General features: G+C 65.1%; 15 protein-coding genes and 1 pseudogene. 10 read left to right on the forward strand and 6 right to left on the reverse strand.

The genetic code is table 11. The annotated features are described in order from the left end of the window. Positions 1-274: pseudogene (locus tag BEK68_RS22385) on the forward strand (IS256 family transposase); the annotation flags it as partial. A gap of 77 nt (positions 275-351) precedes the next feature. Here BEK68_RS22385 and moaC read toward each other — a convergent pair. Beyond that, a complete protein-coding gene (gene moaC / locus BEK68_RS22390) occupies positions 352-828 on the reverse strand; it encodes a cyclic pyranopterin monophosphate synthase MoaC (protein WP_012434940.1) in 477 nt (158 codons plus the stop codon). Between the two features lie 105 nt (positions 829-933). Here moaC and BEK68_RS22395 point away from each other — a divergent pair, with 105 nt between their 5' ends. Then, a complete protein-coding gene (locus BEK68_RS22395) occupies positions 934-2643 on the forward strand; it encodes a beta-barrel assembly-enhancing protease (protein ID WP_012434941.1) in 1710 nt (569 codons plus the stop codon). 20 nt (positions 2644-2663) lie between these two features. Here the strand turns inward: BEK68_RS22395 and BEK68_RS22400 are convergent, their stop codons facing one another. From BEK68_RS22400 to BEK68_RS22420, 5 genes are read right to left on the reverse strand one after another with little or no spacing between them, the layout of a single operon-like run. Continuing rightward, positions 2664-3245, reverse strand: a complete 582-nt coding sequence (locus BEK68_RS22400) for a DUF2946 family protein (RefSeq protein WP_012434942.1) — start codon at positions 3243-3245, stop codon at positions 2664-2666. Next, entirely contained in the window at positions 3238-4314 is a 1077-nt protein-coding gene (locus BEK68_RS22405; protein WP_012434943.1) for a YheT family hydrolase, read from the reverse strand. Before BEK68_RS22405 ends, BEK68_RS22400 begins: the two co-directional genes overlap by 8 nt. 34 nt (positions 4315-4348) lie before the next feature. After that, positions 4349-4789 carry a YybH family protein gene (locus BEK68_RS22410; protein ID WP_009239042.1) on the reverse strand — a complete coding sequence of 147 codons (441 nt, stop codon included), beginning with the start codon at positions 4787-4789 and terminating at the stop codon, positions 4349-4351. Between the two features lie 25 nt (positions 4790-4814). Next, positions 4815-5840 (reverse strand): lipopolysaccharide heptosyltransferase II, encoded by a 1026-nt coding sequence (waaF, locus tag BEK68_RS22415; RefSeq protein ID WP_004636133.1) that lies wholly within the window; start codon positions 5838-5840, stop codon positions 4815-4817. Positions 5841-5889: 49 nt separating this feature from the next. Further along, on the reverse strand, positions 5890-6087 hold the full coding sequence (locus tag BEK68_RS22420; RefSeq protein WP_004636130.1) for a zinc-finger domain-containing protein: 198 nt from the start codon (positions 6085-6087) through the stop codon (positions 5890-5892). A 327-nt stretch (positions 6088-6414) separates the two neighbouring features. On the opposite strand from BEK68_RS22420, the gene BEK68_RS22425 reads away from it, so the two are divergent. From BEK68_RS22425 to purE, 8 genes are all read left to right on the forward strand, one after another. Continuing rightward, on the forward strand, positions 6415-7209 hold the full coding sequence (locus BEK68_RS22425) for an AzlC family ABC transporter permease (RefSeq protein ID WP_012434944.1): 795 nt from the start codon (positions 6415-6417) through the stop codon (positions 7207-7209). Continuing rightward, positions 7206-7529, forward strand: a complete 324-nt coding sequence (locus tag BEK68_RS22430; RefSeq protein WP_004636127.1) for an AzlD domain-containing protein — start codon at positions 7206-7208, stop codon at positions 7527-7529. The genes BEK68_RS22425 and BEK68_RS22430 overlap by 4 nt, the downstream gene beginning before the upstream one ends. 2 nt (positions 7530-7531) lie before the next feature. Then, entirely contained in the window at positions 7532-8428 is an 897-nt protein-coding gene (gene rarD / locus BEK68_RS22435) for an EamA family transporter RarD (RefSeq protein ID WP_004636125.1), read from the forward strand. 119 nt (positions 8429-8547) lie between these two features. Continuing rightward, the gene (locus BEK68_RS22440; RefSeq protein WP_012434945.1) at positions 8548-9759 is read left to right on the forward strand and encodes a phosphoglycerate kinase; all 1212 of its coding nucleotides are present in this window, start codon (positions 8548-8550) and stop codon (positions 9757-9759) included. A 49-nt stretch (positions 9760-9808) separates the two neighbouring features. Further along, complete coding sequence (gene pyk / locus BEK68_RS22445) at positions 9809-11248, forward strand: pyruvate kinase (RefSeq protein WP_012434946.1); 1440 nt, start codon at positions 9809-9811, stop codon at positions 11246-11248. 87 nt (positions 11249-11335) lie between these two features. Next, positions 11336-12400, forward strand: a complete 1065-nt coding sequence (gene fba / locus BEK68_RS22450) for a class II fructose-bisphosphate aldolase (protein WP_004636117.1) — start codon at positions 11336-11338, stop codon at positions 12398-12400. Positions 12401-12536: 136 nt separating this feature from the next. Next, complete coding sequence (locus BEK68_RS22455) at positions 12537-13460, forward strand: phosphoribosylaminoimidazolesuccinocarboxamide synthase (RefSeq protein WP_004636116.1); 924 nt, start codon at positions 12537-12539, stop codon at positions 13458-13460. Positions 13461-13475: 15 nt separating this feature from the next. Beyond that, a complete protein-coding gene (gene purE / locus BEK68_RS22460) occupies positions 13476-13985 on the forward strand; it encodes a 5-(carboxyamino)imidazole ribonucleotide mutase (RefSeq protein ID WP_012434947.1) in 510 nt (169 codons plus the stop codon). The last annotated feature ends 19 nt before the right edge of the window (positions 13986-14004 follow it).

Genomic DNA, 14004 nt, shown 5'->3' on the forward strand with positions numbered 1-14004 from the left:
CGAATTCCCTGCCGAGCACTGGCAGCATCTGCGCACGACCAACGCGATTGAATCGACGTTCGCGACGGTGCGCCACCGTACGACGCGCACGCGTAACTGCGTATCGCGACCAACCTTCCTCGGACTGGCATTCAAGCTGATCGAGGAAGCCGAGAAAACCTGGCGCCGTATCAACGGCCCCGAAAAGATCAAGCTGTTGCTCGAAGGAGTTGCCTTCAAGGACGGCGAACCGGTGCAAGACGATCGACCGGCTCAGCAGAAAATCGCCGCTTGAAATCGACCGCCATCAAATTGTTCATACACCACTCTTGACGTTAGCTCTGAGAGCGCCGACGGCGCTCTCTGTTCTTTCTAATCAGCCACCCAATCCCCCGACTTCCCCCCTCGCTTCTCCATCAACCGCACATCCCCAATCACCATCCCCCGATCGACAGCCTTACACATATCGTAAATCGTCAGCAGCCCCACCTGCACGGCGGTTAGCGCTTCCATTTCCACGCCGGTTTGCCCACGCGTTTCCGCACGAACGGTGCAACGGACGCTGTGCCCAGCCTCATTCAGCTCAAACTCCACCGCCACCTTCGTCAACGCCAGCGGATGGCACAACGGAATCAAATCCGACGTCCGCTTTGAGCCTTGGATGGCGGCAACGCGCGCAATCCCCAGCACATCGCCTTTCTTGGCGTTGCCATCGCGCACCAGCGCAAACGTCTCGGGCAGCATGCGGATCGTGCCGGTGGCGACGGCCACGCGGTGTGTGACGGCCTTGTCGCCGACATCGACCATATGGGCTTGTCCGGCGGAATCGAAGTGGGTGAGTTGCGACATGAGTGACAGCGCGTTTTGCGGGGCGGGGTACGAAGCGTTTTATGATAGCAAGCACCCAGCTTGCGGCGATGTTGCCGCGCTGATTCCGCTCTCCGTGCTTTCCGTATGACGCTTTCCCTTTTTCGGCCGCGCGTCCGCAAGCTGACGGCCGCTGTGTTGTTGTCGACGTGGCTGGCGCCCTTGCCGTTGCCTGTGCTGGCGCAGGCGGTGGCGGTGGCGTCTTCCCCGCCGGCCTCCGTCAACCCGGGGTTGGGTTCCGCCGCGGCAGCGGATCAGGTGCAGAGCAACCTGAATCGCAGCGTGCAGATCGGCCGGCAGTCGCCGTATTTGCCGAAGGAGCCGACCGTCATCGACGCGCCGACATACGAGTTGCCCGATATGGGCGATCCGTCGACGGCGTCGCTGTCGCCCGAGATGGAGCGCCGCCTGGGCGACCGCGTGATGCGCCAGATCCGCCGCGATCCGGATTTCGTGCCCGACCCGCTGATCACCGATTACCTCAACACCATCGGCTACAAGCTGATCGAAGCCGCGCGCCGTCAGCACGTGGCGGGTAGCACGTCGGCGTCGAGCTTCGAGCTGTTTGCCGTGCGTGACCCCGGCATCAACGCGTTTGCGTTGCCGGGCGGCTACATCGGCGTGAACACGGGTACGTTGGTCGCGACCGACAGTGAGTCGGAGCTGGCCTCCGTGCTCGGCCACGAAATCGGCCACGTGCTGCAGCGGCATATTGCGCGCGGCATCGATAAATCCGGTGAGTCGATGTGGATTGCGCTGGCGTCGATCCTGCTGGCGGGTCTGGCTGCCACCAAGAGCGGTGACGCCGCGCAGGCGCTCGCGATGGGCGGGCAGGCGGCGGCGGTGTCGAACCAGCTCGCGTTCTCGCGCGGCGCGGAGCGCGAGGCCGACCGCGTCGGTTTCACGCTGCTCACCGGCGCAGGCTACAACCCGGACGGCATGCCGGACTTCTTCCGTCGCCTGCAGCGCGTCACGAACATTGCCGATACGGGCGTGATTCCCGGCTATGCGCGCACCCACCCGCTGACCGGCGAGCGCATCGCCGACATGGAAGACCGCGCGCGTGGCCTGCCACATCCGCGCCAACCGCGTCGCCCGGAATTTGGTTTTGCGAAGGTGCGTGCGCGCGTGCTGCAGGAAACGTCGACGAGCGCGTACATTGATGTGCGCAATGCGATGCGCTCGCAATTGTCGTCAACGCCGGATGCGCCGGTCGAGAAGCGCGCGGCGCTGTGGTACGGCGTGGCGGTTGCCAATCAGATGGCGGGACGGCTGGACGATGCTGAACAGGCGCTGCAGGAGGCGCGACGCCTGTACGGCAACATTCCCGGCATCACGTCCGGCAGCGTCGAGCTGGACGTCACGGCCATCGAACTGGCACGCGCGCGTAACCGTGCGCCCGAGGCGCTGACGTTGGCACGCGCGGCGCTGGCTGCGTATCCGCTGTCGCGCGCGGTGGGCATCACTTATGCGCAAACGCTGCTATCTGCCGGCCGGACCGATGACGCGATTCCGTACCTGAAAGACAAGACCCGCGAAGACACTGCCCAGCCGATCTGGTGGGACATGCTCGCCAGGGCCTACGCCGACAAGGGCAGGCGCGTTGAGCAGCATCGCGCGCTGGCAGAGAAATACGCGCGGGATGGGGCGTGGGGATCAGCAGTGGAGCAGCTCAAGCTCGCCCGCGATGCGGGGGATGCGGATTTCTACACGCTGTCCGAAGTCGATGCGCGCTTGCACCAGATGGAGCGGCAATACCGGGAAGAGAAGGCGGAAGACAAGGCGCTGCCGAAGTAGGGCCGGTGGGCCGATCGGCGCTATTCCGCTGGCCGCGCCACGAAGCCATAGCGCTTTGCGACTTCTGCGCGCGCAATCGGCTCGATGTCGAACGCCTGATCGCCCAGCGTCAGCGTTCCCAGCGCGGCTCCGCAGGCGTCTGCGTGCCATTGGGCCAACGACGAGAACGGCTCCAGGTCATGATCGTGCAGCACGGCAATGGTCTCTTCCGCCTCACATCCGCCAACGCGGCCCGAGAGCAGCACGCTGCCGTGTTCGTCGACAAAGCAGCCGCTCGGCGAGAACGCAGCGCCGGTGGTCGTCGTGAATGCCGCCGGCGCGCAGTCGGCTGACAACCGCGCCACCCACGGCGTGTAATCGAGTTCGACAAACACCCGCTGCGGCCCGTTTTGAAAGAACCAGCGCCCCGTATCGTCATGCGCGTAGTTGCGCACGATGAAATCGATGAGCGCGGTGTGGCGGATCGGCTCGCCGGAGAGTTTGTTGGCCTGCGCATATTCGTTGCGCATGCGCCATTGGCCGCGCCGATCCAGCGCCAGCCAGCCAAAGCAATTCGGCACGTTCGGCCACTTGGCCATCGCTTGGCGGACGATGTCATCCATGAGCGTCCTCCGCGTTGGCTTGGTGGCCCAGTACATCATCGAAAAAGCGCAGGACCCGTGCGGGCATCCAATCGACGCGGCCCGTCTTGCCATGACGCAGCAGGAAGCCGACATGGCCGCCGTGCAACGGTTGGTCCAGCGTGATGTCGGGGGACACGTCGGCCATGCCGGGCAGATGCTGTCCGGGCAGGAACGGATCGTTGCGCGCGTTCAGCACCAGCACCGGCACGCGAACCTCGCGAAGCACGGGTTTGGACGAGGCGCGCGTCCAGTAGTCGAGCACGTCACGAAAACCGTGCAGCGGCGCGGTGACGAGGTTGTCGAATTGCCCCAGCGTGCGCGTGGCCATCATGGCGGCGCGGTCGTACAGGCCGGGATGCTGGTCGAGCTTGGCGTTGGCCTTGTCTTTGAGCGTGCGCAGGAACATGCGCGTGTAGACCATGTTGAAGCCCTTGGACAACGCTGCGCCGCCGGCCCGCATGTCCAGTGGCGCGGAGACCGTCGCCGCGGCGCTCACGTAGCGGGCATCGGTGCCGTGCTCGCCCAGGTAGCGCAGCAGCGCGTTGCCGCCCAGCGAGATGCCGACAACCAGCAGCTTGCGGCTCTGCGGCTGGCAAACCGTCCGGTAAAGGCGTTCGAGGATCCACGCGATCTCGGCGCCATCGCCGCAGTGGTACATGCGCGGCGCGAGGTTCATCTCGCCCGAACACCCGCGAAAGTGCGGAATGACGCCTTGCCAGCGGCGCGCGCGCAGCGCGTCCATCAGCAGCCGCGCGTAATGGCTGCGCGAATCGCCCTCCAAGCCATGAAACATGACGACGAGCGGTGCGTGCGCGTCGGTCTCGTGCGTGGTCCAGTCGAGGTCGATGAAGTCGTGGTCGGGCGTGTCCCAGCGTTCGCGCCGATACGCAATGCGCGGAAAGCGCCATAGGCGCGCGGGCACGATCGTCTGTGCATTGCCGCCGATCAGCCACCACGGCGAACGGAACGCGTGCGGCTCGAACGGCCCTGCGAGCAGGGCGCCCAGATTCAGTTCAAAGGGAGTGGCGTGGCGAGACGGGTGGGTCATCGATCGAGACGGCTGCCACGCCCAGCGCGGCAGCTTAGTGCAGAGAGTGCGTAACGCTGGCGATGGAGGCGGCCACGCGTTCTTCAGCGGCCTGGCTGGAATGGACGTGGGCGATGCGCCAGCCTTCGTGGTTCTGCATCAGCACGTAGGTCGTATGCACGTACAGATCGGCCTCGGTGGCGGTGGCCGAAAAGCGCAGCGCTTCCGTGGCTTCGAAAATCGACACACCCAGCGACGAATGCACCTGTTGCGAGAGGCATTCGATCCAGACCGGATTCTTCTCGACCAGCGCATCGAGGCAGCCGCGCAGCTGCTCGTGGCCGTGCAGGCGCTGGCCGTCGGGCAGGATGAAGCTCACCGAATCCTCGTCGAGCCACAGCTTGAGCGCGCCATCGGCATCGCGGCGCTTGAGCGCATCGCGATAGGCTTCGAGGATGTCCTCGGCGGCTTCGAACAGGCGGGCAAATCGTGGCATGGCGGTGAACGTTAAGGACAGCGTACTACTGCGGCTGCAGCAGCCGGCGCAATTCATGAAACACCATCTCGGGGCCGATGTCGCGCAGGCAGCGCAAGTGGCCCAGCGGGCATTCGCGTGCAAAGCACGGACTGCACTCCAGATGGAGCCACATGATACTCGCAGCAGGCGACAGCGGAGGCGTGTGGCGGGGGTCGCTGGAGCCGAACACGGCCACCTGCGGGCGCCCCAGGGCAGCCGTCACGTGCATCAGGCCGGAGTCGTTGCAGATGGCGGCTTCGGCGCGGGCGAGCAGTTCGATCGCTTCATCCAGCGAGGTCTCGCCGCACAGGTTGCGCACGAACGGCGCGCGCTCGACGATGGCGTTGGCCATCTCGCGGTCCTTGCCCGAACCGAGCGCGACGATCTGCGCGTACGGGAACGAGCGGCGCAGCATCTGCGCCAGCTCTGCGAAGTGCTCGGCCGGCCAGCGCTTTGCTGGGCCGTATTCCGCGCCGGGGCAGAAGGCAATCAGCCGCGCGTTGCCAGGAATGCCGAACTTGGCGGACGTGGCTGCCACGCGCTGCACATCAACGTCCAGCTTCGGGTCGGGCAGCGTGTCGGGCAGCTTGGCATGGGGCTTGAAAGCCAGCGCCGCGTAGTGCTGCACCATCGGCGGACGCGCATTCTTGGGCGGATTCGGGTAGCGCACGTTCAGCACGCCCAGCCGCGACTCGCCCTTGTAGCCGATACGCAGCGGAATGCCGGCCAGCCACGGGATCAGCGCGCTCTTGAACGAGTTCGGCAGCACATAGGCTGCGTCGAAGGTTTCGCCCTTGAGCTGCTGCGCGAACATCGTGCGGCTGCCGAGCTGCAGCTTGCCGTGGGCAAGTTCGGTGGGCAGTACGCGCGCGATTTCCGGCATGCGCGCGAGCACGGGCGCGACCCATTTCGGGGCAATGGCGTGGATCTGCGCGCGCGGGTGCCGCGCCTTGAGCTGCGCAAACAGCGGCTGCGCCATCAGCGCATCACCGATCCAGTTGGGGGCGACGACGAGGATCTTGCGCATCATCGAATCGCCTGGCGGGCGCGGCGTCCGGTGTACTGCAGGTGAATCGGGCTCAATGGTGGCCCTTCAGTTCAACGCCGGGAGCCAGCTTGTAGACGGTGCCGCAGTACGGGCACTTGGCTTCGCCGGTGTCGGCGATGTCAAGGAACACGCGGGGGTGGTAGTTCCAGGCCGGCGTTTTGGCGGTCGGGCAATGCAGCGGCAGGTCGTCTGCGCCGATTTCGATCGTGGGTGCGGTTTGCGTGGTCATGGTGAGTGAGGAGTGCCGGCGCGGTCTGAGCAGGTCAGCCGCGCCCTGATATGGGCCGCAGGTTCAAAAACCGACAAAGGCGAAATTGTAAGGGGTGGGCGCAGGCGCGCCAACGCCGATTGTTGCAGTGCGTGGCGCCCGGCATGAATCCCTCATTAGACGTGGCGCACGCGCTTTGTCGTTAAGCGGATGCTTAACATCAAAAGTATAATCGTGTGTTTCCTACGAGCCACCCATGTCGCCCCCGACGTTCCTGCGCGCCCGCGCTGCCGGCTGCCCCTGCCCGGCTCATCAAGAAGAGTCTTTTTCGCCACTTTTGGGGGCGCCATGGCGCTAGTCCGCTGGGCGGCAGCCTTGCAGCGCCGCTGGGCGGCCATCGATCCGGCTGAACGTGCGGGCTTCTTTGCCGGCGTACGCGCCTATATGCCGTCGATGCCGCCGGTGCTGGCCTGGGGGCTGGTGACTGGCGTGGCGATGAGCAAATCGGTACTGACCATCCCGCAGGCCATCGGCATGACGATCTTCGTGTATGCGGGGTCGTCGCAGCTGGCGGTGCTACCGCTGCTGGCAGCGGGCTTGCCGATCTGGACGGCGCTGCTGACGGCGTTCATCGTCAACGTTCGCTTCATCATCTTCAGCGCCGGGCTGATGCAGCATTTCGGGCATTTGCCGTTCATGCGGCGCGTGGTCCTGGGCGTGTTCAACGGCGATCTGCCGTTCGTGCTGTTCACCCAGCAGTACCCCTCGGCCGCGCCGCAGGCGGGCAAAGAGGGCTATTACTGGGGCATGGTCTTGCTGAGCTTCGTTGGCTGGCAGGTGTCGTCCATCCTGGGCATCGTCGCAGCGAGCCTGTTTCCCGATGCGTGGGGCTTGGCGCTGGCCGGGACGCTTGCGCTGATTCCCGTCATGGTGTCGACCATTCGTAGCCGTGCCACGCTCATGGCGGTGGCTGTGGCGGCGGTGCTGGCGCTGGTTGCCTTCAAGCTGCCGTATCGATTGAGCCTCGTAATTGCCGTCACGGGTGCGATGGCCGCCGGCTTGGCCGCGGACGAAGTCGCCGCGCGTCTGCAGTGGCAGCGCCGACGGGCCGCGCACGTCGCAATTGACGAGGACGATGCATGAGCGCGCTCGAAATCTGGCTGGTCATTGCCGGCATGACGGTCGTGACAATCGTCACACGCTCGTTGTTCCTGATCGTGGGCAACCGCATGACCCTGCCCACCCGCGTGCAGCACGCGCTGCGCTTTGCGCCGGCTGCCGCGCTCGTCGCCATCGTCCTGCCCGACCTGCTCTGGAATCACGGGCACTTCGACGCGAGCTGGACCAACCCGCGCCTGATGGCCGGAATTGCCGCCACCGCGTTCTACGTTGCCACGCGGCGCATGCTCGGCATGATCTTCGTCGGCATGGGCGTTTTTACCGTGCTGCGTCTCTGGGGATGAACATGTCGGCTTCCAATCGCAACGGCGTGATCTTCGCGTTTCTGGCCTACACGATGTGGGGCTTGTTTCCGCTGTACTTCAAGCTGCTCAAGGCGGTGTCGCCGGTCGAGATTCTCTCGCACCGGGTGATCTGGTCATTGGCGGTGATGGTGGTGATCCTGCTCGCGAAGCGGCACGGGGCGTGGTTGTGGGCGCTGCGCACGCAACCGCGTGTGGTGGGGCGCTACGCGGTCAGCACCAGTCTGTTGGCTGCGAACTGGCTGACCTACATCTGGGCCGTCAACCACGACCATGTGCTCGAAGCCAGCCTGGGCTATTTCATCAACCCGCTGGTGGTGGTGATGCTCGCCGCGCTGGTGCTGGGCGAGCGGCTGCGGCCGGTGCAGTGGGTGTCGGTGGCGCTGGCGGCAGCCGGCGTGTCGTGGCTGACCTGGCAGGCCGGCACGCTGCCGTGGATTGCCCTGGCGCTGGCGTTCTCGTTCGGGTTCTACGGCCTGCTGCGCAAGACCTCGCCGCTGGGCGCGCTGGAAGGGCTGACGCTGGAGACGTTGCTGCTGTTCCCGCTGGCGCTGGCCTATCTCGGCTGGCTGGCTTCGCAGCATCAGAACGCCTTCCTGGCCGCGTCGCCGGGCACGCAGTGGCTGCTGGCGCTGGCCGGGCCACTGACGGCGCTGCCGCTGCTGCTGTTTGGCGCCGGCGCGCGGCGGATTCCGCTGTCGCTGCTGGGTTTGCTGCAATACGTGAGCCCAACGCTGCAACTGCTGCTGGGCGTATGGCTCTACAACGAGCCGTTTGCGGGGCCCAAGGTGGCGGGCTATGTGCTGATCTGGGCGGGTCTTGCCGTGTATTCAGCCGAAAGCTGGATGCAACTGCGCCGCCGCACGCCGCTGCCGGCGTAGTCCCCGCCAATCGGCCTCGGCAAGACGGCCGAGGCCGGAGGACTCCGCCGAGAAACGCACGTTTTGACCAGGCGCATCGGGTAAAATCGTCGTTTTCCGCGATTTCTTCCGAAGCTGCCATGCCTCACGTCCTGCGTCTGTCCGATCTCATCTCCGAAGGAAAGCTTGCCGGTAAGCGCGTGTTCATCCGCGCCGACCTCAACGTGCCGCAAGACGATGCTGGCAACATCACCGAAGACACGCGCATCCGCGCTTCCGTGCCGGCCGTCAAAGCCGCGCTGGACGCCGGTGCCGCCGTCATGGTGACCTCACACCTGGGCCGTCCGACCGAGGGCGAATTCAAGCCGGAAGATTCGCTGGCGCCGGTTGCCAAGCGTCTGTCCGAACTGCTTGGCCGTGACGTCAAACTCGTCCAGAACTGGGTTGACGGCGTGGAGGTCGCACCCGGCCAGGTCGTCCTGCTGGAAAACTGCCGCGTGAACAAGGGCGAGAAGAAGAACAGCGACGAGTTGGCCCAGAAAATGGCCAAGCTGTGCGACGTCTACGTCAACGACGCCTTCGGCACCGCCCACCGCGCGGAAGCCACCACACACGGCATCGCCAAGTTCGCACCCATCGCCTGCGCCGGCCCGCTGCTGGCCGCCGAGCTGGATGCGCTGGGCAAGGCGCTGGGCCAGCCGGCACGTCCGCTGGTGGCCATCGTGGCCGGCTCGAAGGTTTCGACCAAGCTGACCATCCTGAAATCGCTGGCCGACAAGGTGGACAACCTGATCGTCGGCGGCGGAATTGCCAACACCTTCATGCTGGCTGCCGGTCTGAAGATCGGCAAATCGCTGGCGGAAGCTGATCTAGTGGGCGATGCCAAGGCCATCATCGAGATGCTGGCGGCACGCGGCGCGTCGGTGCCCATCCCCGTCGACGTGGTGTGCGCCAAGGAATTCAGTGCCACCGCGGCCGCCACCGTCAAGGACGTGGCCGATGTGGCCGACGACGACATGATCCTCGACATCGGCCCGAAGACGGCTGCGCAACTGGCCGAACAACTGAAGACCGCCGGCACCATCGTCTGGAACGGCCCGGTCGGCGTGTTCGAATTCGACCAGTTCGGCAATGGCACCAAGGTGCTGGCCGAGGCGATTGCTGCCTCGTCGGGTTTCTCGATTGCGGGCGGCGGCGACACACTGGCTGCCATCGCCAAGTACAACATCGCCGACAAGGTGGGCTATATCTCCACCGGCGGCGGTGCGTTCCTCGAATTCCTGGAAGGCAAGACACTGCCGGCTGTCGAAATCCTGGAGCAACGCGCGCAGAATCAGGCCGCTGGGGCCTGACCGCCAGCGCCGCCAACATCCCCACCACAACAACGAGACACCGCCGCCCATGACCCGCGCTACCAAGATCGTCGCAACGCTCGGCCCCGCGTCCAGCACGCAGGAAGTCCTGACCCGCATGATCGCCGCGGGGGTCGACGTGGTGCGGCTGAACTTCTCGCACGGCGCGGCGCAGGATCACATCGATCGTGCAAAGCTCGTGCGCGAAGTGGCGCGCTCGGTGGGCCGCGAGGTGGCCATCATGGCCGACCTGCAGGGTCCGAAGATCCGCGTCGGCAAGTTCGAGAACGGCAAGATCACGCTTGAGCCGGGCGATCGCTTCACGCTCGACGCCCGCTGCGAGCTGGGCAACCAGGAGCGCGTCGGCCTCGACTACAAGGAACTGCCGCGCGACGTTGGCCCGGGCGATCTGCTGCTGCTCAACGATGGGCTGATCGTGCTGCAAGTCGAGCGCGTGGTGGGTGAAGAGATCGAGACCATCGTCAAGATCGGCGGCGATCTGTCCAACAACAAGGGCATCAACCGCCAGGGCGGCGGCTTGTCGGCGCCGGCGCTGACCGCCAAGGACATGGAAGACATCAAGACCGCGATGGCGCTGGGCGCCGATTACGTCGCGGTCAGCTTCCCCAAGAACGCGACCGACATGGAAATGGCGCGCCAGTTGGCCGCCGTGGCCGGCGCACCGCACAGCCACAAGACCCGCATGATCGCCAAGATCGAGCGCGCCGAGGCCATCCGCCCGGGCGTGCTCGAAGAGATCCTGGCTGCGTCCGACGGCATCATGGTCGCGCGTGGCGACCTGGCGGTGGAAGTCGGCAACGCAGCCGTGCCGGCGCTCCAGAAGCGCATGATCAAGCTGGCCCGCGAAAACAATAAGCTGGCCATCACCGCCACGCAGATGATGGAATCGATGATCGTCAATCCGGTGCCGACGCGCGCCGAGGTGTCGGACGTCGCCAACGCCGTGCTCGACGGTACCGATGCCGTGATGCTGTCGGCGGAAACCGCCGCCGGCCGCTACCCGGTCGAGACCATCGAAGCCATGGCCGCCATCTGCGTGGAAGCCGAGAAGTCGCAAACCGTGCATCTCGATGCAGATTTCCTCGACCAGACCTTCAGCCGTATCGACCAGTCGATCGCCATGGGGGCGCTGTTCACGGCGCACCACCTGCAGGTCAAGGCAATTGCCGCGCTCACCGATTCCGGCGCTACGGCGCTCTGGATGAGCCGCCACGGCATCAACATCCCCATTTATGCGATGACGCCCAACGTGGCGTCGCAGCGCAAGATGGCCCTGTATCGCAACGTGCAGTCGCTGCCGCTGGCCAACAGCGCCGACCGCGACGAAGCCCTGCACCAAGCCGAAGAACTGCTGGTCGCGCGCGGCGTCGTGCAGCGTGGCGACTTCATCGTCCTGACCGTCGGCGAGCCAATGGGCCAGGCCGGCGGCACCAACACGCTCAAGATTGTTCGCGTCGGCATGCACTGACGCCCACGACGGAACGCCGTTTGCTACGTCTACCAGACGTCCACGCGTTCCTGAGACCGAATACAGATCGATCCATAGGAGAAAACCATGCCACTCGTCTCGATGCGCCAACTGCTGGACCACGCCGCTGAAAACGGCTACGGCCTGCCGGCATTCAACGTGAACAACCTGGAGCAAGTCCAGGCTGTGATGGAAGCTGCCAAGGAAGCCGGCGCACCGGTCATCCTGCAGGCCAGCGCAGGCGCCCGCAAATACGCCGGCGAATCGTTCATCAAGCACCTGATCCAGGCTGCTGTCGAGGCTTATCCGGAGATCCCGCTGGTCATGCACCAGGATCACGGCCAAAGCCCCGCGATCTGCCAGGGCGCCATCGACCTGGGCTTCGGCTCGGTCATGATGGACGGCTCGTTGCGCGAAGATGGCAAGACGCCGGCTGATTTCGACTACAACGTCGACGTCACCCGCCGCGTGGTCGAGATGGCGCACAAGGTTGGTGTGACCGTTGAAGGCGAACTCGGCTGCCTGGGCTCGCTGGAGACCGGTATGGCCGGCGAGGAAGATGGCCACGGCGCGGAAGGCAAGCTCGACCACTCATCCCTGCTGACCGACCCGGAAGAGGCTGCCCAGTTCGTCAAGGCGACCCAACTGGACGCGCTGGCGATCGCCATCGGCACCAGCCACGGCGCCTACAAGTTCACGCGCAAGCCTACCGGCGACATCCTGGCGATCAGCCGCGTGAAGGAAATCCATGCACGCATCCCGAACACCCACTTGGTGATGCATGGCTCGTCGAGCGTGCCGCAAGAACTGCTGGCCATCATCAACCAGTACGGCGGCAAGATGAAGGAAACCTACGGCGTGCCCGTCGAGGAAATCCAGGAAGCCATCAAGTACGGCGTGCGCAAGATCAACATCGATACCGACATCCGGCTGGCCATGACGGGCGCGGTGCGCAAGTTCCTGGCCGAAAACCCGGACAAGTTCGACGCCCGCGAATGGCTTAAGCCGGCGCGCGAAGCCGCCAAGCAAATCTGCAAGGCGCGCTATATCCAGTTCGGCTGCGAAGGTCAGGCGGGCAAGATCAAGCCGATCGGCCTGTCAGTGATGGCGCAGAAGTACCAAAGCGGCGATCTGGCGCAAGTGGTGCAATAAGCATTTTGCGTCACATTTAGCAAACGGCTGGCACTGCGCCAGCCGTTTTGCATTGCATGGGCCATCTTATGGGCCACCCATGGGCCACGTATAATGCTGGCCTTCCACGTTTTCTTATCTCCTCCCGGGTTCCGCCGTGTCCGCCACCCCTGCATCCTCCGCCCTTTACGAATCGTCGATCACCAGCCTGCCGTTGCTCGGCCGTGGCAAGGTGCGCGAGAACTACGCTGTCGGCGACGACAAGCTGCTGATGGTCACCACCGACCGCCTCTCGGCGTTTGACGTGATTCTTGGCCAGCCGATTCCGGACAAGGGCCGTGTGCTCGCGCAGATGTCGGATTTCTGGTTCAACAAGCTGCGCCACATCGTGCCGACACACGAGACGGGCATCGCGCCGGAAACCGTGGTGGCCCCGAACGAAGTCGACCAGGTGCGCGGCCGCGCCATTGTGGTCAAGCGTCTGAAGCCGATCCTGGTGGAAGCCGTGGTGCGCGGTTACCTGGCCGGCAGCGGCTGGAAGGATTACCAGGCCACCGGCGCCGTGTGCGGTGTGCATCTGGCCCCCGGCCTGCAGAACGCGCAGAAGCTGCCCGAGCCGATCTTCACCCCCGCCGCCAAGGCCGAGATGGGCGAGCACGACGAGAACATCTCGTTCGATGAAGTCGAGCGCCGCATCGGCCCGGACCTCGCCGCGCAGATCCGCGACGTGAGCATCCGCCTGTACAAGGAAGCCTCGGACTTTGCCGCCACGCGCGGCATCATCATTGCCGACACCAAGTTCGAGTTTGGCCTGGACGAAAACGGCACGCTTACGCTGATGGACGAGGCGCTCACCGCAGACTCGTCGCGCTTCTGGCCGGCCGATTCGTACCAGGTCGGTACGAACCCGCCGTCGTTCGACAAGCAGTTCGTGCGCGACTGGCTCGAAGCCGTGCGCATCGATGGCAAGCCGTGGCCGAAGACCGCGCCGGCGCCGCAACTGCCTGCCGACGTGATCGAAAAGACCGCTGACAAATACCGCGAGGCGCTGACCCGCCTGACCGGCGAGTCCCTGCGATAAACCGGAGCGATGACAATGACCGCACAGCAATCTGCTCCGCTCGTTGGCGTGGTGATGGGCTCCAGCTCCGACTGGGAAGTGATGCGCCACGCCGTCGATATGCTCACGCAGTTCGGCATTCCCTTCGAGGCGCAGGTTGTCTCGGCGCACCGCATGCCGGACGACATGTTTCGGTACGCCGAAGCCGCACGCAGCCGTGGTTTGCGCGCCATCATCGCCGGCGCGGGCGGGGCGGCGCATCTGCCGGGCATGATCGCCGCCAAGACGATCGTGCCGGTGTTCGGCGTGCCGGTGCCGTCCAAGTACCTGCGCGGCGAAGACTCGCTGCTTTCCATCGTGCAGATGCCCAAGGGCATTCCGGTGTCGACGTTCGCCATTGGTGAAGCCGGTGCCGCCAACGCAGCGCTGGCTGCCATTGCCACCATCGCCACCACCGACTCGGCCCTTGCCGACAAGCTCGAAGCTTTCCGCGCCCAGCAGACCGAAGTCGCACGCGGCATGACGCTCCCTGTGCACGGCGCCTAAGTAACCTACGACCCGATTC

It is taken from the genome of Ralstonia pickettii, from assembly GCF_001699815.1.
In the GTDB taxonomy this organism is placed as follows: Bacteria; Pseudomonadota; Gammaproteobacteria; order Burkholderiales; family Burkholderiaceae; genus Ralstonia; species Ralstonia thomasii.